Origin of the sequence: Novosphingobium sp. B-7 (assembly GCF_000410615.1) — a bacterium.
Classification (GTDB): domain Bacteria; phylum Pseudomonadota; class Alphaproteobacteria; order Sphingomonadales; family Sphingomonadaceae; genus Novosphingobium; species Novosphingobium capsulatum.
On the sequence record NZ_KE148338.1, the window covers coordinates 1 to 24,636 of the forward strand.

General features: G+C 65.8%; 21 protein-coding genes and 1 pseudogene. 7 read left to right on the plus strand and 15 right to left on the minus strand.

Annotated features, from left to right (window positions below):
- Window positions 1–120: 120 nt before the first annotated feature.
- From trbF to H926_RS27105, 3 genes are read left to right on the plus strand one after another with little or no spacing between them, the layout of a single operon-like run.
- Window positions 121–804 carry a conjugal transfer protein TrbF gene (trbF, locus tag H926_RS0111935; RefSeq protein ID WP_022676510.1) on the plus strand — a complete coding sequence of 228 codons (684 nt, stop codon included), beginning with the start codon at window positions 121–123 and terminating at the stop codon, window positions 802–804.
- Between the two features lie 53 nt (window positions 805–857).
- Complete coding sequence (trbG, locus tag H926_RS0111940; protein WP_022676511.1) at window positions 858–1,724, plus strand: P-type conjugative transfer protein TrbG; 867 nt, start codon at window positions 858–860, stop codon at window positions 1,722–1,724.
- On the plus strand, window positions 1,721–3,085 hold the full coding sequence (locus H926_RS27105; protein WP_022676512.1) for a TrbI/VirB10 family protein: 1,365 nt from the start codon (window positions 1,721–1,723) through the stop codon (window positions 3,083–3,085). Before trbG ends, H926_RS27105 begins: the two co-directional genes overlap by 4 nt.
- Before the next feature lie 168 nt (window positions 3,086–3,253).
- Here H926_RS27105 and H926_RS33275 read toward each other — a convergent pair whose 3' ends face one another.
- Both H926_RS33275 and H926_RS35565 read right to left on the minus strand, forming a co-directional pair.
- Complete coding sequence (locus H926_RS33275; RefSeq protein WP_158441975.1) at window positions 3,254–3,682, minus strand: DNA -binding domain-containing protein; 429 nt, start codon at window positions 3,680–3,682, stop codon at window positions 3,254–3,256.
- Between the two features lie 187 nt (window positions 3,683–3,869).
- Window positions 3,870–4,007 (minus strand): annotated as a pseudogene (locus tag H926_RS35565) (hypothetical protein); the annotation flags it as partial.
- Between the two features lie 754 nt (window positions 4,008–4,761).
- Here H926_RS35565 and H926_RS31775 point away from each other — a divergent pair.
- From H926_RS31775 to H926_RS0111965, 4 genes are all read left to right on the plus strand, one after another.
- A complete protein-coding gene (locus H926_RS31775; RefSeq protein ID WP_192816552.1) occupies window positions 4,762–4,941 on the plus strand; it encodes a hypothetical protein in 180 nt (59 codons plus the stop codon).
- Window positions 4,942–5,138: 197 nt separating this feature from the next.
- A complete protein-coding gene (locus H926_RS33280; protein ID WP_022676514.1) occupies window positions 5,139–5,276 on the plus strand; it encodes a hypothetical protein in 138 nt (45 codons plus the stop codon).
- Window positions 5,277–5,620: 344 nt separating this feature from the next.
- Window positions 5,621–6,001 carry a lasso peptide biosynthesis B2 protein gene (locus tag H926_RS34665; RefSeq protein ID WP_237741023.1) on the plus strand — a complete coding sequence of 127 codons (381 nt, stop codon included), beginning with the start codon at window positions 5,621–5,623 and terminating at the stop codon, window positions 5,999–6,001.
- A 56-nt stretch (window positions 6,002–6,057) separates the two neighbouring features.
- Entirely contained in the window at window positions 6,058–7,710 is a 1,653-nt protein-coding gene (locus H926_RS0111965; protein WP_158441976.1) for an asparagine synthase-related protein, read from the plus strand.
- On the opposite strand, the gene H926_RS27120 is transcribed toward H926_RS0111965, so the two are convergent.
- The 13 genes from H926_RS27120 to H926_RS0112030 form a co-directional block, all read right to left on the minus strand.
- Window positions 7,699–9,855, minus strand: coding sequence for an Atxe2 family lasso peptide isopeptidase (locus H926_RS27120; protein WP_022676518.1), 2,157 nt, complete (start codon window positions 9,853–9,855; stop codon window positions 7,699–7,701). The genes H926_RS0111965 and H926_RS27120 overlap by 12 nt on opposite strands.
- Complete coding sequence (locus H926_RS0111975; RefSeq protein WP_022676519.1) at window positions 9,855–12,413, minus strand: TonB-dependent receptor; 2,559 nt, start codon at window positions 12,411–12,413, stop codon at window positions 9,855–9,857. Before H926_RS0111975 ends, H926_RS27120 begins: the two co-directional genes overlap by 1 nt.
- Before the next feature lie 92 nt (window positions 12,414–12,505).
- Window positions 12,506–13,507: a FecR domain-containing protein gene (locus tag H926_RS0111980; protein ID WP_022676520.1), complete on the minus strand. Its 1,002-nt coding sequence runs from the start codon at window positions 13,505–13,507 to the stop codon at window positions 12,506–12,508.
- A complete protein-coding gene (locus H926_RS0111985; protein WP_174544788.1) occupies window positions 13,504–14,025 on the minus strand; it encodes an RNA polymerase sigma factor in 522 nt (173 codons plus the stop codon). The genes H926_RS0111980 and H926_RS0111985 overlap by 4 nt, the downstream gene beginning before the upstream one ends.
- A 225-nt stretch (window positions 14,026–14,250) precedes the next feature.
- Window positions 14,251–14,874 (minus strand): GntR family transcriptional regulator, encoded by a 624-nt coding sequence (locus tag H926_RS30850; protein ID WP_022676522.1) that lies wholly within the window; start codon window positions 14,872–14,874, stop codon window positions 14,251–14,253.
- The gene (locus H926_RS27130; RefSeq protein WP_022676523.1) at window positions 14,871–15,728 is read right to left on the minus strand and encodes a phytanoyl-CoA dioxygenase family protein; all 858 of its coding nucleotides are present in this window, start codon (window positions 15,726–15,728) and stop codon (window positions 14,871–14,873) included. Before H926_RS27130 ends, H926_RS30850 begins: the two co-directional genes overlap by 4 nt.
- A complete protein-coding gene (locus tag H926_RS0112000; protein WP_028657914.1) occupies window positions 15,725–16,360 on the minus strand; it encodes an acyl-homoserine-lactone synthase in 636 nt (211 codons plus the stop codon). The genes H926_RS27130 and H926_RS0112000 overlap by 4 nt, the downstream gene beginning before the upstream one ends.
- Before the next feature lie 109 nt (window positions 16,361–16,469).
- Window positions 16,470–17,237 carry a LuxR family transcriptional regulator gene (locus H926_RS0112005; protein ID WP_028657915.1) on the minus strand — a complete coding sequence of 256 codons (768 nt, stop codon included), beginning with the start codon at window positions 17,235–17,237 and terminating at the stop codon, window positions 16,470–16,472.
- Between the two features lie 825 nt (window positions 17,238–18,062).
- Complete coding sequence (locus tag H926_RS0112010) at window positions 18,063–19,484, minus strand: exopolysaccharide biosynthesis polyprenyl glycosylphosphotransferase (protein WP_022676526.1); 1,422 nt, start codon at window positions 19,482–19,484, stop codon at window positions 18,063–18,065.
- Between the two features lie 219 nt (window positions 19,485–19,703).
- On the minus strand, window positions 19,704–20,726 hold the full coding sequence (gene holA, locus H926_RS0112015; protein WP_022676527.1) for a DNA polymerase III subunit delta: 1,023 nt from the start codon (window positions 20,724–20,726) through the stop codon (window positions 19,704–19,706).
- Window positions 20,727–20,736: 10 nt separating this feature from the next.
- Window positions 20,737–21,228, minus strand: coding sequence for an LPS assembly lipoprotein LptE (lptE, locus tag H926_RS27135; protein ID WP_022676528.1), 492 nt, complete (start codon window positions 21,226–21,228; stop codon window positions 20,737–20,739).
- Window positions 21,229–21,292: 64 nt separating this feature from the next.
- On the minus strand, window positions 21,293–23,833 hold the full coding sequence (leuS, locus tag H926_RS0112025) for a leucine--tRNA ligase (protein ID WP_022676529.1): 2,541 nt from the start codon (window positions 23,831–23,833) through the stop codon (window positions 21,293–21,295).
- Window positions 23,834–23,922: 89 nt separating this feature from the next.
- Window positions 23,923–24,339 carry a DUF3576 domain-containing protein gene (locus tag H926_RS0112030; protein ID WP_369801301.1) on the minus strand — a complete coding sequence of 139 codons (417 nt, stop codon included), beginning with the start codon at window positions 24,337–24,339 and terminating at the stop codon, window positions 23,923–23,925.
- Window positions 24,340–24,636: the final 297 nt, after the last annotated feature.

Genomic DNA, 24,636 nt, shown 5'->3' on the forward strand with positions numbered 1-24,636 from the left:
GCGCTGCGCCGACGCCAGGCGCTGGGGCAGGGCGCGATGATGGCCGCCCACACGCTGCGCAGCGGCGACAGCCAGGGCGCCGGTGCCAGCATCGACACTTCGCAGAAGGAGGATTGATCCATGTTTCGGCGTTCCTCGATCCGCTATGCCACGACCCCAGAGCCGGTCACGCCCTACCAGCGCGCCGCGCAGGTCTGGGACGAACGGCTCGGCTCGGCCCGCGTGCAGGCGCGCAACTGGCGCTACGCCTGTCTGGCCGCGCTTGGCCTGTCCGGTCTGCTTGCTGCGGGTCTTGTCTGGCAAGGTGCCCGCGGCACGATCGTGCCATGGGTTGTCGAAGTGGACCGGCTCGGCGAAGTCCGCGCGGTGGCGCCCGCTCAGGCCGGGTACCGGCCGACCGATCCCCAGATTGCCTACCAGCTTGCCCGTTTCATCGAGGATGTGCGCAGCCTCCCGGCCGACCCGGTGGTTGTTCGGCAGAACTGGCTGCGGGCCTATGATTTCGTGAGCGACAGCGGCGGGCAGGCGCTTGGCGCCGATGCGCGCAGCAACGATCCCTTCGCGCGGATCGGCAAGGAGCAGGTCGCGGTCGACGTGACCAGCGTGGTGCGCGCTTCACCCGACAGCTTTCGCGTCGCCTGGCGCGAGCGCCATTATCGCGATGGCGGCCTGGCCGATACCGAGCAATGGAGCGCGATCCTGACCATCACACTCCAGGCGCCGCGTTCGGCCTATGCGCTGCGCAAGAACCCGCTCGGGCTGTTCATCACCGCTATCAACTGGTCGAGGGAGCTTACGCCATGACCTGTCTGCCTGACTTTGCCTGGTCTGCCCTTTGCGCGCGTCTGCGCCGCTCTATGATCACGCCTTTGGTGTCGCTACTGGCCATTGCGCCGCTTGGCGCCGCGAGCCAAGCAGCGCGTGTTGCCGCAGCCCATCATGGCGTTGCGGCGCAGTCGGCAGCATCCGTGCGCGTGGCCGCGGCCACTGGCGCGGCGCGCGTCGAGCCCGACCCGCAGGGTTTTGCCAATGCTATCCAGCGCTATGCATTTGCGACCGGTGCGCTGTACCAGGTCTATGCCAGCCCCGGCCATGTGACCGATATTGCCCTGCAGGATGGCGAGCACCTGGTGGGCAGTGGGCCAGTCGCGGCCGGCGACACGGTGCGCTGGCTCATCGGCGATACCACCAGTGGCGCCGGGGTAGCCCAACGGGTGCACATTCTGATCAAGCCAACCCGCAACGACATCACCACAAACCTGGTCATCAATACCGATCGGCGCACCTATTATCTCGAGTTGCGCGCGACACCCTCGACCTGGCTCGCTGCGGTGTCGTGGACTTATCCCGAGGACGAGCTCGTTGCCCTGCGCGCCCGTGCCCAGGCCGCGCAGCAGTCCACACCCATTGCAGCGGGTATCGATCCGGGGGCACTCGATTTCCGCTACAGGATCGGCGGGGATAAGCCGCGCTGGCGGCCTGATCGGGTCTTCGACGATGGCCACCGGGTCTACATCGCCTTCCCTGCAGACATTGCCGCGGGCGACATGCCGCCGCTGTTTGTCAGTGGGCCTGGGGACCAAGTCGAACTGGTCAATTACCGCGTGGCTGGTCGTTTTCTGGTGGTCGATCGCCTGTTCGATCGCGCCGAACTGCGGTTGGGCGACCGCAAATCGGCGCAGCGCGTGACGATCACCGCCCTTGCCAGGAAGGCACGGTCATGACCGCTCGGGAGCGATCGCAACGCGCTGTTGCAGATCATGGCGCCACGGCGCCCGACGGCGAGTCCGCCGGCGAACCCGATGGCGAAAGCCCCGCTGCACAGAACCAGCAGGCGTCCGACGGCGCCGCGCCCCATGATCGGCGCGGTGGTATACAAGCGGCGGCCGCAGCCATGGTCCGCCTGCGTCCCGCTTGGCCTGTCGTCGAGCGCCTGTCGTCCAAGGCGGTCCTCGCTCTGACGGCGACGGGCGCCGCTCTTGTTGCTCTGGCTTTTGCCTTCGGGCTGCAAGGCGGGCGTGCATCGTCAGAGGCGGACGCGCCACCGGTCGCGTCTGCCCAGCCTGGCAATGTGTTGGCCAAGGCACCGCGCGATTACACCGAGGTTCCCCGGCTTGCTTCCGTCCTGCCCGGTGATCAGGCGCAAGCTGGTGACCAGTCGGACCCGCGCAGCGGTTCGACCAGGCCCCATGAGCAGCCCATGGCGGAAAAGCAGGGAAGCGGGCCAGCCGCACCGCCGGCTGGACCGAGCGGTGATAGCCTTGCCGCGGCACGGCAGCGCCGCCAGGCCGAGCGTGATGCCGCGCGCCAGAGCCGCCTGTTTGCCAGCGAAGCGGTCCATCACGGCGACAACTTGGCAGAGACGGGTGGCGTCAGCAGCCAACCCGCTGCCGGTGTGATACTCCCTGCCGCTCAGCCGGGTTCCGCGCCGCCATCGGTGACGGACGCGCGCCAGGCCTTCCTGGATCGCCCGGGCTCGGCGTCGACCATCTCGGCCGCGCGCCTCGTGCCGCCGGGTGGCCAGGCGGTGCTGCAGGCCGGCAGTGTCATTCCGGCTGCGCTGATCACCGGGCTGCGCTCCGACCTGCCCGGCCAGATCACCGCGCAAGTGACTCAGAACGTTTATGACAGCCTGTCCGGCACGCAACTGCTCGTTCCGCAAGGCGCGCGTCTGATCGGCGAATACGACGCCGCCATTGCAGCCGGACAGCGCCGCGCCTTGCTGGTCTGGACGCGCCTGATCCTGCCCGATGGTCGCTCGCTCGACCTTGCCCGGTTGCCCGGCACGGATCCGGCCGGGCAGGCCGGCCTTGAGGATCGCACGGATTTTCACTGGGGTGGCATCATGCGCGCGGCTGCGGTCTCGACGCTCCTCGCAGTCGGGGCAGAATGGGGCAGCGATAGCGATAATGCGCTGGTCCGCGCTCTGCGCCAGGGCGGACAGGACAGCGTCAACCGCGCCGGCACGCAGATCGTGGCGCGGGCGCTCGACGTGCCGCCCACCTTGACGATCCGCCCCGGCTATCCGGTGCGCGTCCTGGTGACGCGTGATCTCGTGTTCGAGGCCAGCGGAGCGACGCCGTGAGGCGCCGGGTCCTGGCTGCCATTGCCAACGGACAATGGTATCATCTGTGCCTGACGCTTGTGCAACGTCAGGCGTACCGGCGGCGGCGCCATGCCCAATTGCCAAAACGGATTGGATCTTTGCCGACGAGTATCGTTGCCCCTGGCAAGCCACTGGAGACATTGCGCCTCAGCCCTTGTTGGATGTGGCATGCAACAGCTGCCGATAGCCGCCGGCAACCAGGGCTTCGGCGGTGCTCAGCAAGCGATGAACCTGACGACGCTCCGCGCTCGTTGTCCAGTCAATCGCGCGATCGAAGCGCCCACCGGGGAATACCACGGCTTCGGCGAGCTCGCGCATGCTGGTGGCGGGCTGCGCCCGGCGGGCATCGAGCAGGCGCAGCAACAGATCGAGGCGATGACGCTGGTACGCGCTAGGCCTGTCAATCGTATCCCAGCCAGCAGTGCGTCCGTCATTGAGTAGGTTGTGGAGGCGTCCCAGTGCGCAGCGGCGCAGTCGCCAATGGCGATCGGGCGTGGCAAAGCATGTCAAGTGCAGCCAATCGTCGCTTTCCGGCAAAAGTAAGCGCAACCAGCCATTGCCGGCGCGTACGGCCATATGATGGGGCCAACTGGTCGGCGCTGGCGATGCAGCATAAAGGCTGGCGCTGAGCGCAGCGCGTGACAGGCCGGGCGTGCCGGGCGGCGCCGCGACCAGGACCAGTGTGGCGGGATGCCATGTCGGTTGCCAGAGTGCCGGCATGGCGTGGACTGTAGCATCGGGATTGAACGGAAAACGCCAGGCCCCATGCTTGGGCCCACCCCCTTCTTCGCGCGCGATTGTGGCGCTGCATGCCCAGCCAGGCCGCGCGATAGGCTTCGTTCCTGCGCAGGAATTCCTGGGCATAGCTGGCAAAGTCACAGGCTGGATCGGGCACGACCATTGTGGCGCTCCTTGTCTCGGAGACGCAGCATGGTCATCGCTATCGTGCGCAGCCATTCCCCGGGCGAGGAGGGGGGCTCCCCTGTTCTTGGTATAGACAGGGCATGCCCACGAGGGTCGCGGATCGGTGAAAAGACAAGCCGTTCAATTCGCACGGCAAAATCGCAAAGGTCTGGTATCGTGCGCGCGGTCGCTTGCCGTATAGTCGATAATCAGCCGGGTGGTCGGCGCGCATGTCCAGGCGTGATGCTAAAGGTGCCGACAAGACGTCCCAAGAACGCTCTTCCACCGCCCGGCTGTCTTGCCGCTTCGTCGTACGGCAGCGAGATTGGAGATGTTGCCGTCTTTTTTGCCAGGCTGATAAGCTCATCCTGATCCGAGCGCGGACCGAAATGACGGCACGAGAAAGCGCTCCTTTCGCGCAACGGCGGGCTGCTGCCTGGATTTGAGGCGAATATCGTGATCGTGGACCTTGAGCGCGAAAACGTGCTGAATTCGACCGATCTGCAATCTAAAGGTAATTCCGCCCTCTTCCAGGGCTGCGTGGCGCAGGGCGCGCCAATCTAAACCTTGGTGCGCGGCCGACTTCGTGTTGCGAGACCAGCAGTTTTGCAGCGACGCCAAGGGTCATGGCCGCAATTTCGGTCGCAGGCATCTGCTGGACGCGGTTTTGACCCTTGTTGACATTTGCAAGCTCGCGGTCCTGCCAAAATCGAGTATCTATCGCATTTGGGGTGCAAACTAGGAGTGTCTTCATGCGCAAGCTTGCAATCGCTTTGACCGCAGCCATGGCTATGGCTGCTACGCCGCTCACTGCCTACGCAGCCCCCTGCAAGGACGCCAAGGGGCGCTTCGTCAAGTGTCCGGCTGCCAAGCCAGCCCCCAAGAAGCCGTGCAGGGATGCCAAGGGCAAATTCACCAAATGCCCGCGTTAACTAACATGGCCCCGGCGCGCTAGGTCGCGCCGGGGTGGCCGACGTGTCGGTTGCGTCATTCATGCTCTGTGAATGGCCAGCTTTCGCGGCGTGCTTCTGACTGAAAATAAACCGATTATAAAATGGTTATCCGAGGTTGGGCCTCGCATCCTGTCCGGGCGACACAAGGAGTCGCACCAACCGGAAAGGACTGAACCATGAATGACCGTGACCAGACCGACACCGCCCTGATCGACCTCGGCGATGTCGCCACCGTGACCCGCGGCCAAGCGGTGGGTCGGCAGGATACCAGCATCGGCCAGCTGAATTTCATGCTCGGCATCGTCGAAGACTGATCCTCCCACTTGGGCGCGGGCCGGAACCTGACCGGCTCGCGCCCTCATGCCCGGAGGATCGTGCAATGGCACCATCACTCTTGCGGCCGGGCCTGCACTTCTGCCTTGTCGGCGACGACCCCATATTTCTCGATCTCGTCAGCGGCCGCTATTTTCGACTTCCCGATCACCAGGCCAAGGCATTCTGTGCGCTTGTCGCGTCAGGAATGGTCGATCGCATCGCGCTGCAGGCTGCGGGCCTTGGCGATCTGGCTGGCGTCGCTGATAAGCCGCTGGCGTTGGAACCCTGCCGCTGGGCCTTGCCCGATCAGGCCTGTGACGCCTTGAACCATGGCGGGTTGCCGTTGGCAGAGACCGCCCGGGCGTTGCGCCAGCAACGGAGCTACGAGCGGGCTCTGGCGCGCCGCGGTCTCGCTCCGCTCTGCGATGAACTCGCGGTCTTGACGGTGAAGGCGACACCACGCCCGATCGGCATCGATGATGCCGCCGGGCGGCTGGTCCGCGGGTTTCAGTTTGCCTGCTTTTTGCGAACGGCGGCCGATCGCTGCCTGCCGCGTTCCCTCGCGCTGGTCGACCTGCTCGCCCGGCGCGGCTGGCGCGCCCATGCCGTGCTGGGTGTCCGGCAGGGCCCTTTTGCCGCCCATTGCTGGGTCCAGGCCGGACGCATGGTGCTCAACGACATGCCTGAGGCCGTGGCATGCTTCACCCCGATTCTGGCGCTGTGAAGCCCCTCGACGCAGCACTGGCCTTACCGCTGCACGGCGGGCTTGGCGAGGGGCTTGTGCCGCTGCGCCAGTTGCGCGACCTGCGCGCGGCACGCAGCGGCCTATGGCTGGGGGAGGGCTGGTCCGTCCGTTCCCTGGGAGCCTGGGGCTGGCTGGTGGGGTGCAGTTTCGATCGGGACGGCAATGTCTTGGTGGATCCCCTGGCCGGCGCTCCGGCCCTGGCCGACCGATTGGCCGTGGCGCACTGGTTGGTGCGCCACACCTGGGGCGCCTGGTTCGCTGTCCTGGTCGATCCGCGAAGTGAGTCGGTGGCGATCCTGCGCGATCCTTCCGGCCTGCTGCCGCTCTATCGGCGTATCGACGCTGGTCGCTGTCTGCTGGCAACGGCCCCAGCATTGTTCGCGCAGGCGGGCATGGCGATGAGTGTCTCCTGGCCTCACGTGCGGCAGTTTCTGCAGGATCCCGAGCGCCGGCAGCGTGCGACATGCTTGGTTGGTGTCGACGAACTGTCGCCCGGCGTGCTTTACCCCCTCGAGCAGGGAGCGCATCAGGTGGCAATCTGGCAACCGGCGCTCCATGTGCCGGCATCGGGCGACGTCACGCTGGCGGTCGCAGCGCAGCGTGTGCGGGACTGTGCGCGCATGGTCATGCGCGCCTGGTCGGGACATTTCGGGCAGGTTGTCGTCGCGGCGTCCGGTGGCGTCGATTCCTCGCTGGTCTGCGCGGCCCTGGCCGTCGAAGGGCGGCCGTTCGCCTGCGCCACTGTTTCCACCCGCGATCCCAGCGGCGACGAAACCGCCTATGTCGCCCCTCTTGCGGCGCGACTGGACGTCTCGTGGCGTGCGGCCCAATACGAAATCGCCGCGATCGATCCGGGTGCGGCAAGTTTTGCGCGCAGTGCGCGGCCCGTGGGCAAGATGTTCGTCGGCGAGTTGCGGCGTCAGCTCGGGGAAGCCTGTGCCGCAGTCGGCGCGGCGCGCGTGTTCGACGGCAATGGCGGTGACAATGTGTTCTGCTTCCTCCACTCGGCAGCGCCGTTTCTTGATGCGTGGCGCGCGCTGGGGCCGTCGCGCCAGTTGGCAGAGGTCTTTGTCGACCTGTGCCGACTGACCGGCGCCGACGCCCCGACCCTGGTGCGCGCCATTCTGCGGCAATGGTGGCGGCGCCAGCTTTCTGCGAGACGCCCACCGAACCTTGCTCTTCTGGCTGGCCCGGGCGAGACTGCCGCCTCGCTGCCGCTGACGGACTGGGAGGCGCAGGTGCCGATGACGGCGACAGGGGCGCGGGCGCACTTGCGCTTGATCGAGGCGGCCCAGCATCACGTCCATGGCCTGGACGATCCCTTGCGCTTTTCGCCCTTGTTCAGCCAGCCGCTGGTCGAGACCTGCCTGGGCATTCCGACCTGGGTTTGGTGTCAGGGCGGCATCAACCGCGCGCCGGCGCGTGCGGCGTTCGCCGCTGAGCTGCCGGCCGCAATCACAGGGCGGGTCGCCAAGGCCGGACCGGACACGGTCATGCGGGCGGTCTTCGCGCGGGACCGCGTCCGGTTGCGGGCGATGCTGCGCGATGGCCTGCTGGCCGGGCAGGGGCTGCTCGACCTTGCTGCCGTCGATGCGGCGCTGGCGCTCGATCCCCAGGCGGACGACGACCGGATCTATCGCTTGCTCGATCTGGTCGAAGCCGAGGCCTGGGCGCGCTCATGGTCGTGATGGCAGGCAGGTGACCTCGTCTTTGCTGGGCGCGCCAGGCATGGCCAGCCAGCGTTGGTACTGTGTGCCCTTGTTCGGGTCGCAATCGCGCTGGCGCTGCAACCAGAAGCTGAACCAGTCCATCGTGCGTTCGTACATCGCCAGGCGATGCGCCGGTTGCCACTTGAAATGCGGTTCGCCGGGCATGACCCACATTTCGATCGGTTTGCCGTGAAGGCGGTACTGCGCGACGACATCGAGCGCATTGGTATATTCGCTGTCGTCCGACTGGATCAGGATCGGCGCCGTGATCCGCTCGGCGTTGGCGGCAAGGTCCATCGGCTTCCACACCTGTTCCGATTGGGGCTCGAACCAGGCCGTGCCCAGCTGGCGCCCGAGCCGCTCGAACACCGGCCCAGCGACCAGGGGGTAGATGGTCGGGCCTTCGCAGCACACGCCCAGTTCGGCGGCCTTGAACAGCTTGCTGTTGAGCAGCGCCCACTGCGTCATCGACGTGCCTTCGCTCATCCCGGTGATGCCCATGCGCGCGGGATCAATCGCGCCGGTGGCCACGGCCTGGCGGAGCGCTTCTTCCAGCGCGGACTGGACGCTGCGGCGATCGAGCCAGTCGACGTGCTCGCGGCGCATCAGTTCGGTTTCATCGGGCGCGTCGCGCACGCTCGGTACTGCGCCGGGACGGGCAAAACTGAGCACCGCGAAGCCGCGCGCAGCCAGCGGCTGGATCGGATTTTCGTCGCCGGTGCCACCGCGCAGGAAGCCTTCGCTGAGATATTGCACGACGACCAGGGGATGGTGCTCGCCGGGGCGATGGTCGGGCGGCAAGACAAGGTCGGCATGGCTTTCGACGCCGTAGGCATTGCGCACCTTGAGCCGCTGGATCGTGCCGAGCCGGAACTGGGCCCATTGCGGATTGGGATCGAACACGGTGCGCGATGCCCCGCTGCGCCAGTCGATACGCACCAGTACGCGTGGATGCGCGCTGCTTTCCCGGGCGCAGTAGAGCGCATCGGGTCTGGGGACGCACCCGACCAGCACGTCGTCGGTGGTGAGCACGGCTTCCGGGCGCGGCGCGCCGCTGCGCCAGCGCAGCAGTCGGGTCTGGCTGCGGCCCCAGCCGGTGCGCTGCAGGAGGTAGAGCGTGGCGCCGTCGCGCGACCACCAGAGATGCATGGTGCCGTCGCACAGTGCCTCGGGGCACAGCCATCGGCGCGGCGGCCCCCGTCGTGCCGGCGCTTCGATCACCACCTGGCGCGCGCTGACCACCCATGCGGGATGGACCGGCTCGATCCAGGCCCAGCGACCATTGGCACTGCGCGCCGCGCCGCTGGCCTGCGGGGGTTGGCCTGGTGCTGGTGGCGGCACCAGGATTGCCTGTTCGGCCGACGTTGCCGGCTGGATCGTGCCGCTGGCGATGTCGACACGGCTGTAGACCAGGGGCATCGGTGCCGAGGGAATGGGATGGTCGGCCAGTTCGGGCGCAAAGCGATCGTCGTAGAGATAGCCTTCGCCCGCTGTCGCGGCGATTGCTTCGCTCTGCTGACGCAGGGCAGGGCGGGTCGCAATGATCACGGCGCTGCCCTCGGCGTTCCAGGCGAGGTTCTCGACCGCGTCGGGCAGCGCGGTCAGGGCCCGCGCCGGGCCACCGTCGCGGGGCACCAGCCAGGCCTGGGGTGGCCCGGCAGTCTGCTTGATATAGGCAATCGTCCGGCCATCGGGCGACCAGTGCGGCGTGATCACCTGGCCATAGCCGGCCCGCAGCGCCGGAAACGTGCGCAACGGGTAGGTCGCCCGAATGAACGCGCCGCCGCGGTCGATTTCTCTGGGTGCTACCGGCGGTCCACCCGACGGCACGGCGGGGACCAGTACCAGGCGTTGGCAGTAGGCGTTGTGGGCCGGATCGGCTTCGCGCAAGATCACCGCGATGGTCTTGCCATCCGGTGACAGGCCGAACGGCGGCGGCGCATCATAGGGATCGGATCGTCCGATATCGATCAGCCGGGCCAGATCCTGGGCCGTGACCAGACGCGATGCTGGTGGAGCCGAGGCCGGGGGAGCCGGTGGATCGCAGCGATCGGCTACCGGCGCTGGACTAACGGGCCAGGCAATGGTGGCTTCGGCCAAGAGGAGGGCAAGCGCGAGCGCCATTACCAGCGCCTCGCCAGGCCAAGCGCGATGAAGCGACCGATGGCTGAGTAATTGGTCGAATCGAATGGGGTGTCGGTCGGTCCGGTCTGACCGATCGCTGGCGGCTGCGCGTCGAATAGGTTGTTGACCGTCAGCGACACGACCAGGCCCGGATCCTCGCCCGACCGGCGGGCTGGCAGTAGCGTATAACGCAACGCAAGATCGGCCGTGGCCTGCGGCGACAAGCGCGCGGGCGTGGCAAAGCGTTGGTCGCGCAGGGCACCGATGTAATTGACATGCACGGCGCCGCTGAACCGGGTGTCTTCATAGCTGACACCGCCTCGTGCCCGCAGATTGGCGGGCTGGAAAATCACGCCGGCAAGGCGGGTCTGCGGCTGACCGGCCGAAAGGATCTGGTCGCTGTCCAGCCAGGCCCCGGCGAGGTCGAAAGCCAATGTGCGCCGATCGTCCAGCGGCTTTTTCCAGGTCGCGCGCAAGTCGATCCCGCGGATGGCCTGGCGCGCGATATTGACGTAGCGATCGTCGACCAGCACCGCGACGCCCGCGGGATCGAACGCCGCACCGGTGTAGTTGACCAGGGCCGGGCGCGAACCAGCGACCAGCGTGGTCAATGCTGGTGCGGAGGGCGAAAAGTTGACCAGCCCGGCGTTGCCAGGATTGCTCAACGCGTTGGCAATGCTGCCGGGAAAAGGTTCGGCGACCCGGTCGCGGTACTGGACATCGAAATAGCTGGCTTCGACGCGCAGGCCCGGCACGGCTGCCGGCTCGACCGTTACCCCGGCCTGCCAGGTCCGTGCCCGCTCGGGGGTGAGGTGGGTATTGCCGCCGCTGACCAGCAGCAGGTTGCCGCTCGGCAAACCATACCAGCTGCCGGGCAGCAGATAGGTCTGGTAGCCCATATATTGCTGGTAGAGGTTTGGCGCCTTGAACGAGCGCCCCCATGAGGCCTTGATGGTGATGGCGCGAGCCGGCGCATAGATCAGGCCCAGGCGCGGTGTCGTCATGCGCGCCATGCCAGGATAATCTTCGTACCGCAGTGCCGCCGAAAGGTTGAGACGCGTGACGCCGGGGACGGCGTTGCCCGGAGCAATGATAGGCAGGTTCAGTTCACCGAAGGCATAGCGGCTCGAGCGGGCGACATTGTAATCCTGCGTTGTCACGCCATTGCTCACGACTGAATAGGCAAAGCCATTGCGCCGCACGCCGCCGCCGAGCGCCAGACGCGCGGTGCCGCCGGGGGTCCGGAACAGCGGACCCTCGACATTGGTTTCGGCCGACCAGGCGCGGTTGCAGACGCACCCGCTGTTGATCGAGGGATTGCTGCTGGTGATATCGAAGTCCGAGCTGAGCCGGGTATGGTCCTGGCCCCAGGTGCCGAGGATACGTGCGGTCCAGTCGCGGCCCAGCGCGGCGGTCAACTCGGGGGCGAGCGACAGCATCGTCACGCGCGGGCGGAAGAGGATGCGCGAGGCATCGGTGCCGCCGGCGGTCTGCGAGGCGCGCGTACTATAAGACCCGTCGAGGCGCAGCGTCAGCCCTGGCGCGAGATCCTGGTGCAGCGTGGCGGTGACGGCGTGGCGCTGTTGTTCGCCGTAGAGCGTGTTGTCTGCTGACAAGGTCCCGGCAAAGTCGCGCTGGCGGGCCACAATCGCCGAATTGTGAGCAAAATCATAGGCGAGCATCATGCCGCCAGAGGCCCACCGCGTACCCGTGACCAGATCGGCCTGCTGCTGGAAATCGCCACCCTGGGTGCTCGTGCCGATCTGGGTCGACGTGGCGAGCCCGACATAGTCGGGGCGCAGCACGACATTGACCACGCCGGCCACGGCATCCGAGCCGTAGAGGGCCGAGGAACCGTCGGCGACGACATCGATCCGCTCGACCGCGGCCACCGGGAACGCGGATATATCTACGCCGCCGTTCGAGGAATCGTAAGGCAGGCGATGGCCGTTGAGCAGGGTCAGCGTGGCATCGGCGCCGAGGCCACGCAAGTTGACGCTGCTCGCCATGTTGACATTCTCATTGGCGCTGCCGGCGCCGGCACCCACGCCCGGGTTCTGGCCGCCGCCGAAGTTCTGCGGCAGCGCGCGCAGCGCCTGGCCCAGATCGGTCTGGCCTGCAGCGACGATATCGGCGCGCGAGACCTGAATCACCGGTGCGGCCACCGCCGCACCGCGAATGCGGGTGCCGGTGACTACGATCGGCGCATCGCTCGTGGCCTGTGTTGCCGCATCGGCTGTGCCCGCGGCCCGGATCGTCACGGTCTGGCCGGAAAAGTGCGCCACCAGACCGGTGCCTGCGAGCAGTGTGTCGACCGCTTCGGGCAGCGACATCGTGCCATGCAGCGGCGGCGCCATACGGCCATTCACCGCTTGCGCGGGCGCATAGATCTGCCAGCCGGCGCGCGCGGCGGCCGCGCGCAGCGCCTCGCCCAGATCCTGCGCTGGCAGATCGAAACTGTAGCGCGGCGCCGGGGCTGCGAGAGCCACGGCAGGCTGGATCAGCAGCAGCGCTGCGCTTGCCAGCAGGAAGGACTGGGGTCCAAGGCGTCTCGACATCGTTGTATTCCCTCATCGTTGGCCACGCTTGATGCGTGTGCGATGCAGGGTTCGACGCCGGCGACAGCGGACACCTTAGGGGGCGAGCAAAATTATTTTCGTGCGGCGAGATGAATGCCGTCTGCGCGTCGCATGATCACGAGATTGAACACGTCGGCCAAGCGCTGTGCCACGGCATCCGGATCGGTCAGGCGGAAGCGGCCGGAGACAAGCGCGCTGGCGACAGCGGGATCGTCGATCCGCAACGGGGTGTTGCCATAGCTGTTGACGACTTCGGCGAGCGTACCGAGCGGCAGCGCACGATATTCGGCCCATCCGCTCGGCCAGTCGCGGCTGCCGACCGCATCACGCGGGGATACCTGGTGTCCGGCGTGGGGGCCAAGGGCGCGTGCGGTTGACGCTCGCAGGGGGGCAGCATCGGACCGCAGTGCCGCGTCATGCCAGAGTGGCCTGGCCTGGGCTGCGCCACGCCACAGCACGGCCTGGCCTGCTTCGCCGCTGGTCTCGACATCGAGCAGCGCTGTGTCCCCGGCAATTTCTTCCTGCGCTGCGGTAACGATGAACGGGCGGCCGTCCTTGACCAGATCGAGACGCGCACGACCGTTGACCAGCGCGAAGCGCCGCTGGCTGCCGCTCAGGTGGACATCCACGCGGCTGGCCGCATCGAGGGTAATGGTCGAGCCGTCAGCCAGATGGATGCTGCGGATCGCGCCGTTGTCGCTGGCGAGCACTTGTGCTGGGGAGGATGGCTGCTCGCTCCCGGACCATGCATGCAGGAGCAAACCGAGGCCTGCAACGGCGACAGCCACCAGCCCGGCAATGAGCAGGCCGTGCCGGTGCCGGGATTGCGCCACGGCGATCGTCGGTTCGTGGCGGTCGGCGCCATAGCGATCCGACGCCTGCAGGATGGCGGCATCGTGATACAGGCGCTCGATGCGCGCGTAGCTTGCGGCATGGGCGGCGCTGCGCGCAATCCAGCCTTCGAATTCTTCCTGCCGGGTGAATCCTTCGGCATCCTGGCGCACCACGAACCAGGCGATCGCCTCTTCCTCGATCAGGTCGATCTCGGGGCCGGTTGGCGGCACAGTGGTCATCGCGCCGGTTCCACGGCCCGGGCAATTGCAGCAAGGGCTTTCATCATGTGATATTCGACCGTTGCCACGGAAATGCCAAGCGCTTCATGGATTTCGCGATACGTCTGGCCATCGACCCGGTGCATCAGGAAAACTTCGCGGGTGCGTGGTGAAAGCGCTTGTACGGCGGCCTCGTACAAGGCGAGCAGTTCGGCAGCTTCGAGCGCCAGTCCCTGCTCTGGTGCAACGGCGGGTTCCTCGGTTTCTGCCAGAGCCAGCGGGGCAGGGTGGCGCGCTGCGCGGCGGGCCCGGTCGATCAGCAGATTGCCCGCAACCTTGCGCAGGAATGCTGCGGGGTTGGCCAGGCGATCCGCGTCGGCGCTACCCAGCGCGCGCACGAAGACATCGTGGAGCAGGTCGGTTGCCAGATCGGGATCGACCTTGCGGCGCAGGAAACGCAGCAATCCGGGCCGCTCCGCGCGATAGGCGCGGCCAAGCAGGGTTTCGGTCGGAGCGGGGCGCCCCGAGGATGAAGACACGGCCGTTTCCGTGCCGGCACACCGAACGACGCGCCGGAAGGCACGTCGCTTGGTTCAGGACTGTGCTGCCAAGGCACCGCAGGGAAGCCGTTCCCGTTGGTGCGGCAGCCGCCGGACCGCTTGGTCAGGCGTGCATGATGTCTGGCGGGAGCCATTCCCAGGTTGCCGCGCCAGCGATCGGCAACCAGTGCCATCATGGCGAAGCATGCCAGGACTGACAAGCGCCTAGCCGGCAAGGCGGACGAGCAGAGCGCTTGCTGCAGCAATGCGTCGCTGCGCAAAGCTGCCCAGCAGCGGAATCAGCGACGCCAGTGGCGCGCCGCCGTCTCGGGCCCGCGACCAGGTCTCCTCCAGGCTGTCCAGTTCGGCTGCTACATCCTCCAGCACCTCTGCTTCGTGATGAAGCACCGGGGCAAGGCAATCGTCGATCTGCTGCGCAAGATCGCCCCAGGCCCGGTTGCGGCAGGCCTGCGCAAGATCGGCGATCAACGCGCGCCGACGCGTTGTCAGTTGCGTGTCGGCCATGTTGTCCGCAGGCGCAACGCTGTGGTCCAGCCCGCCGGGCGTTGCGTCTTCAAGCGCGTGCAGCAGCATATGGTGTTGGCAGGCGAGAAGATCGCGCACATCCTGTTCGAGCAGGCGCGGCACGAGAAACCCCAGACCGGGATGCAGCACGACCAGCCCTTCGCCAAGGAGGCGGTTGAGGCTGTCGCGCACCGGCGTGGCGCTGACCATCAATTGGGCGGCCAGGCGGGCACTCTCCAGCCGCGTGCCCGGTGGCCAGGTGGCCGTCAGCAAGCGCTCGCGCAAGGCGCGATAGGTCGGCTCGAAGACATGGGCCGGGCTCAAGCGTCATGCCTTGCAAATGCAGTCAGCATGCTCGCCTGGTCGGGGCGCAGCGCATCGACGGCGCCGAGCCCTGCCGGAACAGTGTCCTCGAGCAGCAGCGACGGGCATTGCCCTTCGAAATTGCCGAGGTTGGGGCGGTGCTGAACATAGCCGAGGAGTTCGGTCAGTGGACGCGGAAACTGCCGCGCTATGGCCGGCGGGTAGGCGAGGAACGGGTTTTCATAAGGCTTGAGCCAGCCCAGGCTGTAACCGACAACGATACCACGGCGCGGTCTAGTCGTGATGTTGGCGCCGCCACCATGGACGGTAGACCCGAGGAAGCAGATCGCCGCTCCGGGTTGGCAGGCCGCGACCACCGGGGCGGGCAAATCATCGAGCGCTTGTGGCGGACGGCGATGGGTGCCGGGATAGAGCCGCGTCGCACCATTGTTTGCGGTGAACGTGGTGAGCGGCCACATGACATTGAGCAGGAATTCGTGGGTGCCTTTGACGCCGCCCCACATGTCCTGGTCGGCATGGGGAAATTGCGCGCGCTCGCCAGGATGGATCGCGATGGCCTGGGCAACATTGAGCTGGATGCGCTCGCAGGCTGTGCCCAGCACGGCTTCGGCCAATGCCAGGATATGCGGACAGAGCACCAGGTCCTGCACCCGATCGGCGCGGGTCAGCAGCCGCCCGAAGCGCTTGGTCCTGTGGCCGTAGAAGTCACCTCTGGCATAAGGTGTTGCCGCGAAATCATCGGCCAGTTCGCGATCCAGTGCTCGGATCCAGGCGCGCGGCACGGCATCGTGGACGATCACGAAGCCGTCGCGATCCAGCACGGCGAGATCGGCTGCGAGCCGCGTGCTGGTCATGCCAGGTCTCCTGCACGATGCAGGACACGGGCAGCCCGGTCGTAGACGCCGCCAGCGATCAGGCCGGGCAGCGTCTGGTCGTCAATCGTGATGTGCAGCGCGACGAGATCGCTGGCGCGCAGGTTGCCGGCGGGCCCGAGCTTGCGGCAAACCCAACCGAACCGGGCAATCTGCTCGAACCAGGCGTAGGTGGCGATGCCGGTATAGGCGGCAATGCCGTGGGCCAGCGCGTGTTCGGCGAGCGCCGTAACCAGCTGGTTGCGGGTCTTGCGTCGTGCGACGGCGCCCAGAGCGGGATCCAGACAAAAACGCGTAATCTCGCGGATACCCGGCCCGCAGGGAACGCCAGCGGGGCACAGGTGGGCATAGAGGTCACCCAGCAGGTGCGGACCATCGCTGCGCAGCAGCCGCGCCGAGCCACAATGGGTTCCGTCCGTGTCGGCCAGAACCAGGTATTCGGCGCACGGATTGTCGAACTGATCGACTTCGAATCGACCGGCGAGAACCGGCAGATCCCACCCCAGCAGATCGACGAAGACGCGCTTGCGGGCGGCAAACATCGCGCGCAGGGCTTTGGTCTCAACATCCACCGGCGCCGGGGCGCTTGGCTGTGGGCGGGCCCGCGACAGCATCGGGTTGGGTAGCATGGTGGTCATCCCCGTTGTGGCATGACCAGATCCCATCATGTCGCAGCGCAGCCGACCATACCAAGGAATGGGGATGCTGCAGCCGGTTCTTCGGTCAGCCCGATCGTTGACCCGCACGCCACCACCACGGGAAAATGTCCTGGTAGCCGATGAAGCCACAGAGCAGGGCGAAGGTCGTCAGCTCATGGCGCGAATGCAGGGCACTGCGTTCGCGCGCCATCTTGAGATGCTGGATGACCGTTTCCTCGCTGATCCCGAGAATGATGCTGGTTTCGTAGGCTGTCTTGCCGCGCGCTGCCCACAGCACGCACTCGCGCTGGCGATCGGTGAACTGGACCTGCGGCGGCGTGGTTGGTCCGACGGTCAGGCGGCGTGCCGCGGCGAGGGCGATCGCGCCGATCAGTTCGGCAACCATCAGCATGCCCTGTGGCAAGCTTCGTTCGGCACGCATGACGAAACTGCAGGAGCCGCTCGATTCGCCAGGAAGATGCCTGCCAATAGTATAGCCATCGGCAAGACCGACCTCACGGCCAATGTCCAGCATCTGGCGATCGCCTTTGGTCATGGGGATGAGACGGGACAAGTCTCGCCAGGCAAAACCGGTCAGGCTCTTGTCGCACGCCCGCCTGACAGGATCCCGGCCGGCAAGGTCGAACGCCACATAGACCTTCGCCCAGGCGTCGGGATAGTCGTGCAGAAGCACACCATCGGGCGATGCGCCGTGATGATGCAAATCGAAATTGAGCGCAAAATGGTCGAAGCCCATGCGTCTGCTGGCGCGCTGCAGAGCCCTATGCAAGTTCGACAGATCAAACGCTTGGGCGATGTCGTGTGACAATTCCTCGGTGAGATACAAAGGCATGGCAAGGCCGTGCGATGGCACGGATCGGCTACCCAAGCTCCAATCGTGATCGCCTTAAGGTGGGTGTCGTCGGCTAAGTTCCACACTGCCACGGCGCCCAGTTGAGCTATATGTCGTTCCGCCTTCAATTTGGCGTCTTACGGTGGGCGAACACTTTGGCGCAGCACTGGGGTGGTCCTTCGAAATATGCAGACGTGCGCGTATCATTATGTCGTACAAACGAAGGCTTGCAATGGCAGGATATCTTGAAGCGGCTGGTTGTTGTTCGACGACGGCCCTTGCCGCCATTCAATTTTCCTTCTGACTCACCGCCCCACCTTACAGTCAGATTCAGGATGGTACGTTGGGCGCACCGCTTTCGGTAATTTTGACGCTCCAGCTGCCGATCGCAGCTGCGTCGCGCGCGCCCCCGCTCCCGCTATGACTCGCGGGTAAGCCTGAACAGCCCATCGTACAAGGCGTGCAAAAACCTGCCACCCACTGGACACAGAACCACGTCCGCGTTGTTGAGACCGAGAAAGTGCGGCGCCAGCAACCCGTCGCGGAAGCCCTCGTTGAAGCAAGTAGGATGTTGTCTCGATGCCCCGGCGCGTCATCAATTCGCTCGGCTAATCGAGCGTCACAGCGTTGCAAAGGAGGCTCGAACCGCCGACGCTCGGTTAGACTGGAATTTGATAGCCCGGTGGCTCAGTGCACAACGGCAGAGGCGGTCATAACGTCGGGGCTCAGCATTATTGTTGGTCCATCCGACTGACTAAAGCCGGCGCAGGCCATTAAGCTAGCCTGACGGCAAGGCCCCATTTGGTTTCCGGTCAGGTTGCGAGGCTAAAAGGCCCGGTCGTGTACGAGCACGGTGAACGTGGCGAACATGATCTGCACGTCGCGCCAGATAGTCCAGCCGTCCAAGTATTCGAGATCAGCCTGGAGGCGGCCAGACAGGTCCGCCTCTGTATCGGTAGCGCCGCGGAAGCCGCGAACCTGAGCCAGCCCGGTCAGGCCTGGCTTGAGCGAATGGCGCTGATTGTAGCGCGGATCGACTTCCCAGAAGCGCTTGGTCCCAGCAAGCGAACCCAAGGCATGCGGGCGTGGGCCCACAATGCTCATGTCGCCGCGCAATACGTTGAGCAACTGGGGTAATTCATCGATACTGGTGCGGCGGATCAGGCGGCCGATGCGGGTGATACGGTCGTCATCCTTACTGGCTGAGCGGGCACCAGCTGAATCAAGCTGCGCCACGCGCATAGAGCGGAACTTGTAGATCCAGAACAGCCGGTTATTGCGACCCTGGCGCTGTTGCTTGAAGAAGACCGGGCCGCGATCTTCCAGATAGATCAGTAAGGCAATGGTCAGCAGCAGGGGCGTTAAGAACAAGACGGCCGGTCCGGCAATAGCCAGATCCATCGCACGTTTGGCTGCGCGACCGCGCATGCCCAGCGGCCCTGCCGATACTACTAGAGAGCCAGTGTCATCAACGCGGCGTGCACCGAGTACGCCCATGGCCACTACCGTTTCGTCGATTAGCTCACCGGTAATGTTGGCGCCCTTGAGCACCATGGCCCATTCCATCTGCCGTTCTGGCGGGCAGCTCACCAGCACGCGGTCCATATTGGTCATGAACATGGCCAGACGATCGAGCATGTGCGGATCGTTGCGATTAGGAACTAAGCGGTGCTGGCGAGCGTCAACATGCCACGCATGAGGAACGCGGACGGGCAATCCACCATCATCGAGAATGAGGACGTTTTGCGCAGTGGGCCCGCACATCTTGCGAATGAGCGGTTGCATCGCAGTGCGTCCCAGGATGAGCGCGAATGCGCAGGCGAGAAAACTGATGCCGGTGGATACGCGAGAGATCTGATCGGAGACCTTGGCGAAAAAGGCAATGAAGATCAGCATTGTAAACGCTGCAAGCAGCGAGAAAAACGCACGGTGACGGCTGAAGCGCGACGAGGTAAGTGCGGACAGCGAATAAGCGTCGAAAGCCAACCCCGCGATAGCATAGAAAGGCAACAAAAGGCCAAGTTGCCGCACTTCGAAGGCCGGCGTCATGCCATATTTTGCTTCGCTGGCGCCCAGCATCGCGGCCACGATCATCAGCGCGTCGAGCAGGATGAGCATCAAATAGCACTGTAGGCGCCGATGCTCGAGTGAGGCAGCAAGCGGCAGCTTGATGCGTGCCGGATTGGTAGAACGCTGCTCGCTATAACTGGCTTGCGCCGTCTGGGCCGGGAGATCTAGCGTGGTCATTGCCGGTCTCACTGTCCTTTGATGCCGCTGCCGCCATGAAGCAGCCGTCGTTTATGGGCGCAGGTAAGGCCATTACGCCCTAACCGGCCGAATCGTGGCCGACACTGCGTCCGAAAAGGTCTTTGTTGCGCTGCAATATCTACAGGCTTACCCCACAATGGCAAGTATTTATGCTTAGCACGGTTCTCCAGCGGCACCTATAGCGACGATCCGACCAGTTCAGCGCGCTGCAGCCCGCGCAATTTCCGCCAGGGCCTGCCAAAGCGCCAGATCCGCGTTGCGACTGTCAGCTAGAAGGCTGCGATGCAAGGAAATCAGCCGTTCCAGCAGGCGTTCCAGGCGGCGCCCCCGCCAGCGCTTGAGCTGATTTGCCAGATCGGGTTTGTCCCGAAAGAAAACTCGCCGCGCGGCCATTTCCTGTTCCAGGAAACTATTGATATCGCTGCGGCTTCCCATGCGCCCGCAAAGTTGCGCCAGTTGTGCGGCCCGTCGTTCGAACGCAAGCAGCAAACCGACGGGGTTAATTCCCATTTCCCGCGCGCGCGCCAGTTCGGAGCCGACTCGACGGCTGTCGCCAGACAGCACCGCATTGACCACCGGCATCATGCCATCGTCTTCGGTCGATGCGCCGATGGCATCAAGCGCGGCGGCGTCGGCCGTGCGCGGCGATTGCGGGCTGGCATCGAGATAGAGCGCCAGCTTTTCCACCTCGCTGCGCGCCATCCGGGTATCGAGCGCGGTGGCGCGGGCGATGCGCTCGGCGAGGTCTCCGGTCATGCGCAAGCCGGCCGCGCCGGCCATGTCGCGCACGGCATCGACGACCGAACGCAGATCGGGCGGATGGAACATGCCGACCAGGGTATCACCGCGATCGCCCAGCAACTTGGCTACGCGTGACTTGTCGGTGGCCGCGCTGGCAACGATCAGCACCGGCCAGCCGTCTACCGGGCTAGCCAGCAGGGTTTCGACGGCATCGAACACTTCATCGCCGGCGGTGCGCACGTGGATCTGGCGGCGGTCACCAAACAGGGAAACCGAGCGCGCTTCGTCGGCCAGGCGTACAGGATCGCGGCGCAGTTCCGCCCCGGCCAGTTCCACCCGCTCCGCCTCGCCCAGGAGGCCGGCGATGCGAGCGGCGGCATCGGCTGCCCCGGCTTCGTCGGGGCCGCAGAAATAGAAGATCCGGCAATCCTGCGCGGCGCGGGCAGCCGCGCCGGCAAAGGTCTTTTGCGTAACCTTCACGGCGATCGGCCTATTGGCCGGGGGCAGGAGAGGGCGAAGGCGCGGGGGCGGCAGGCACGGCGACAGGCGCAGTGCCCTGGGTCTTTTCGCGCAGCCGGGTGGCGACGCGGGTGATGATCTGGTCGGCAATCTCGCGCGAGAGGTTTTCCTGCGCGGTCTGTTCTGCCGCGATCACGGAATACTCGCTCGATACCACGTCAAGCCCGGCGTCGGCCGATGCCGTGGCATCGAGCACGATTGCCCCGTTGCCTAGATCGACCAGCTGATAGCGCGCACGCATGGTGCGCCGTTCGCGCGTGATGGTGTCGTCCGACAGCTGGCCCAGGCCCTGAAGCTTTTCGTCAAGGCGCACGTCTAGGCGGTACTGCGGCTGCTTGCCCCCGCTGCCCAACCGGTCGGTGAGGGCGTGGCGCACCAGCCAGCCAGACTTGCCGGCGATCGGCGCCACGTCCACCGCAGACACCGCCCGTGCCACGGCGCCCGATCCGCCGCCGGCATACATCGGCTGCAACCCGCAGCCGGCCAGCGGCAGACAGAACAAGGCCAAACAGAGCGTGATTCGGGACTTAGACAACGAGGTTCACCAATCGATCGGGCACCACGATTACCTTCTTCACAGCTGCCCCGTCGAGTGCACGCTGCACCTTGTCGGATGCCAGCGCAAGGGCTTCCAGTTCCTCGCGCGCGGTGCCCTTGGCGACGGTCAGCGTATCACGCAGCTTCCCCTTGACCTGAACGGCGACGGTCACTTCGTCGTCGACCAGCAGAGCCGGATCGACCGTCGGCCAGGCGGCGTCGGCCACCAGGCCGCTGCCGTGCGTGGCAAAGGCTTCTTCGGCCAGATGCGGCATCATCGGCGCCACGAGCAGCAGCAGCGTGCGGATCGCCTGGGTGCGGCTGGCCGAGGGCGCGGCCTTTTCGGTGGCGCCGGTCAGCTCATAGATGCGCGCAACGGCCTTGTTGAAGCCGAGTGCCTCGATATCCAGTGCGACGGCATGCACCGTCTGGTGGACCTTGCGATCGAGCGCCTTGTCCTCGCCCGTGGCGCTGGCATCGGCCTGGGCAAACAGGCGCCACAACCGCTGCACGAAGCGCGCGCAGCCCTCGATTCCGGCTTCCGACCAAGGCAGGTCACGCTCGGGTGGGCTGTCTGACAGCATGAACCAGCGGATCGCGTCGGCGCCATAGCGGGCCACGATATCGTCGGGGTCCACCACGTTCTTCTTGGACTTCGACATCTTGATGACGCGGCCGATTTCCACCAGCTGGCCATCAGCCTTGAGCGTTGCCCCGTCGCCGGTGCGCTCCACCTCGCCCGGTGCGTACCAGATCGGCTGGCCATTGGCGGGATCGACGCGGGAATAGGTCTCGTGCGTGACCATGCCTTGCGTGAACAGGCTGCCGAACGGCTCGGTCACCTCGATCTTGCCGATCCGGGCCAGCGCACGGGTCCAGAAACGGGCATAGAGCAGGTGCAGAATCGCATGCTCGATGCCGCCGATATATTGTTCCACCGGCAGCCACTGCTTGATCACGTCGGGATCGAACGGGCGATCGGCCGGCTGGCTGGCAAAGCGCAGGAAATACCACGAACTGTCGACGAACGTGTCGAGTGTGTCGGTCTCGCGCCGCGCGGCGTGGCCGCATTGCGGGCAGGGCACATGCTTCCAGGTGGGATGGCGGTCGAGCGGATTGCCCGGCACCGAGAAATCCACGTCGTCGGGCAGGGTGACCGGCAGCTGCTTCTTGGGCACCGGCACCACGCCGCACACTTCGCAGTGCACGAAGGGGATCGGCGTGCCCCAATAGCGCTGGCGACTCACACCCCAGTCGCGCAGGCGCCACACGGTCTGGCCCTGGCCCCAGCCTTCGCCCTGGGCGCGGTCGATCACGGCCTTCTTGGCCTGCGCCACGCTCATCCCGTCGAGGAACTGCGAGTTGACCAGCACGCCATCGCCGGCCTCTGCTTCGACACCGAACGGCTTATCGGCGTCGGCGGGATCGGTAGCGACCACGCGCAGGATCGGCAGGCCATACTTGGTGGCGAAATCGAAGTCGCGCTGGTCGTGTCCGGGCACGGCCATGATCGCGCCGGTGCCATAATCCATCAGCACGAAGTTGGCGATGTAGACCGGCAGCGCCGCCCCGGTGAGCGGATGGCGCGCGGTGATGCCGGTGTCAAAGCCCAGCTTTTCCGCCGTTTCCAGCTCGGCCGCAGTGGTGCCGCCCTGCTTGCACAGGGCGATGAAATCCTGCGCAGCAGGATTGCCGGCGGCCACGCCCTGCGCCACCGGATGATCGGCGGCCACGGCGACGAAGCTGGCGCCAAAGATCGTGTCGGGGCGGGTGGTATAGACCTCCAGGCTGTCCCCGTTCGACAGGTCGAACGCGAATTGCAGGCCCTGGCTCTTGCCGATCCAGTTTTCCTGCATCAGCCGCACCTTTTCCGGCCACTTGTCGAGGGTGGACAGCCCCTCGAGCAGTTCGTCGGCGAAGTCCGTAATCTTCAGGAACCACTGGTTCAGATTGCGCTTTTCGACCAGCGCGCCGCTGCGCCAGCCGCGCCCGTCGATCACCTGCTCGTTGGCGAGCACGGTGTGGTCGATCGGGTCCCAGTTGACCGCCGATTCCTTGCGATAGACCAGGCCTGCCGCATAGAGATCGAGGAACAGGGCCTGTTCATGCCCGTAATATTCCGGCTCGCACGTGGCGATTTCGCGGCTCCAGTCGAGCGCGAAGCCCAGGCGCTTCAATTGCGCCTTCATGTTGGCGATGTTTTCGCGCGTCCAGCCGCCCGGATGCACGCCCTTTTCCATGGCGGCGTTTTCCGCCGGCATGCCGAACGCGTCCCAGCCCATGGGATGCAAAACTTCGTGCCCGATCATGCGCTTGTAGCGCGCCAGCACGTCACCCATGGTATAGTTGCGCACGTGGCCGATGTGGATGCGCCCCGACGGATAGGGGAACATCTCGAGCACATAGCTGCGCGGCTTCGCGCTTGTATCGTCGGCGCGGAAGGACTGGGCATCGTCCCACGCCTTCTGCCAACGCAGATCGGCGGTTGCGGAATCGAAACGGGTGGATTCTGAAGACGGGGCGGAAGTCATGGCGCGCTCTTTAGGAAGCGGCACGCCTTATCGCAAGCGCGTGCCGCTGCCGGGCGTGCCACCGTTTCGGTCGATACGGGTAGGGTCGGTCAGTTGATGCCCGAAGGCAGCGCCTGGCGGCGCAGGTCGCGCGCCTTGGTCAGGATCACATCTTCCAGCTTCTGGACGGTGGCGGCCTGGACCGGTGCATCGACCCACACACCGTTCTGGGAGACCTGGCGGCTCGCCGCGACGCGCAGGGCGTCGGCGCGCAGATCCTGGTCGAGGATCGACACGGTTACCTTGATGCGTTCGCCCGGGTTGCGCGGGCTGGTGTACCAGTCGGTGACAATCACGCCGCCGTTGCTGTCGGTCTGCAGCAGCGGCATGAACGACAGCGAATCGAGGGTGGCGCGCCACAGGTAGGCATTCACGCCGATCGTGGTCACTTTGCTGGACGCCATATCGGTGCGCATGCGCTCGAGCTTGCCGAGCTTCTTGTGGCCATGGCTTGCGCAGCCGGCAATCGCCACGGCCAGGATGCCGACGGCAAGCGCGCGGCCGATCGTCCGGCTGGCGCCACGGATCTGGCCGGCGGCATCAGCCGGTGCAGTGGCAGGGGCCGCGGTGGTGTTGTGGCGGGCGATGGCGCTGATCGTCACGTCAATCCTGTCCTGTCTGGCGCAGCGGCGGTCATCCCCGCGGCGATGATAAAACCGTGCTGGCGCACGGCAGAGAAAAATTTTCCGTGGCCTCGCACGGTTGCTTTGGCCACGCCTCTATCACCCTGGTACGCTGCCCGGCAAGCCGCGTTGCCAGGACAC

Coding starts and splice junctions, on each gene's coding strand:
- H926_RS27120 (WP_022676518.1), bottom strand. CDS start 9,855: ATGGCGCTCGCGCTTGCCCTCCTCTTGGCCGAAGCCACCATTGCCTGG.
- trbF (WP_022676510.1), top strand. CDS start 121: ATGTTTCGGCGTTCCTCGATCCGCTATGCCACGACCCCAGAGCCGGTC.
- H926_RS0112010 (WP_022676526.1), bottom strand. CDS start 19,484: ATGACCACGCTAGATCTCCCGGCCCAGACGGCGCAAGCCAGTTATAGC.
- H926_RS33275 (WP_158441975.1), bottom strand. CDS start 3,682: ATGGCCGTACGCGCCGGCAATGGCTGGTTGCGCTTACTTTTGCCGGAA.
- H926_RS27130 (WP_022676523.1), bottom strand. CDS start 15,728: ATGACCAGCACGCGGCTCGCAGCCGATCTCGCCGTGCTGGATCGCGAC.
- H926_RS0112005 (WP_028657915.1), bottom strand. CDS start 17,237: ATGCCTTTGTATCTCACCGAGGAATTGTCACACGACATCGCCCAAGCG.
- H926_RS0111975 (WP_022676519.1), bottom strand. CDS start 12,413: ATGTCGAGACGCCTTGGACCCCAGTCCTTCCTGCTGGCAAGCGCAGCG.
- leuS (WP_022676529.1), bottom strand. CDS start 23,833: ATGACTTCCGCCCCGTCTTCAGAATCCACCCGTTTCGATTCCGCAACC.
- trbG (WP_022676511.1), top strand. CDS start 858: ATGATCACGCCTTTGGTGTCGCTACTGGCCATTGCGCCGCTTGGCGCC.
- H926_RS33280 (WP_022676514.1), top strand. CDS start 5,139: ATGAATGACCGTGACCAGACCGACACCGCCCTGATCGACCTCGGCGAT.
- lptE (WP_022676528.1), bottom strand. CDS start 21,228: ATGTATGCCGGCGGCGGATCGGGCGCCGTGGCACGGGCGGTGTCTGCG.
- H926_RS0112000 (WP_028657914.1), bottom strand. CDS start 16,360: ATGCTGTCGCGGGCCCGCCCACAGCCAAGCGCCCCGGCGCCGGTGGAT.
- H926_RS31775 (WP_192816552.1), top strand. CDS start 4,762: ATGCGCAAGCTTGCAATCGCTTTGACCGCAGCCATGGCTATGGCTGCT.
- H926_RS0111980 (WP_022676520.1), bottom strand. CDS start 13,507: ATGACCACTGTGCCGCCAACCGGCCCCGAGATCGACCTGATCGAGGAA.
- H926_RS27105 (WP_022676512.1), top strand. CDS start 1,721: ATGACCGCTCGGGAGCGATCGCAACGCGCTGTTGCAGATCATGGCGCC.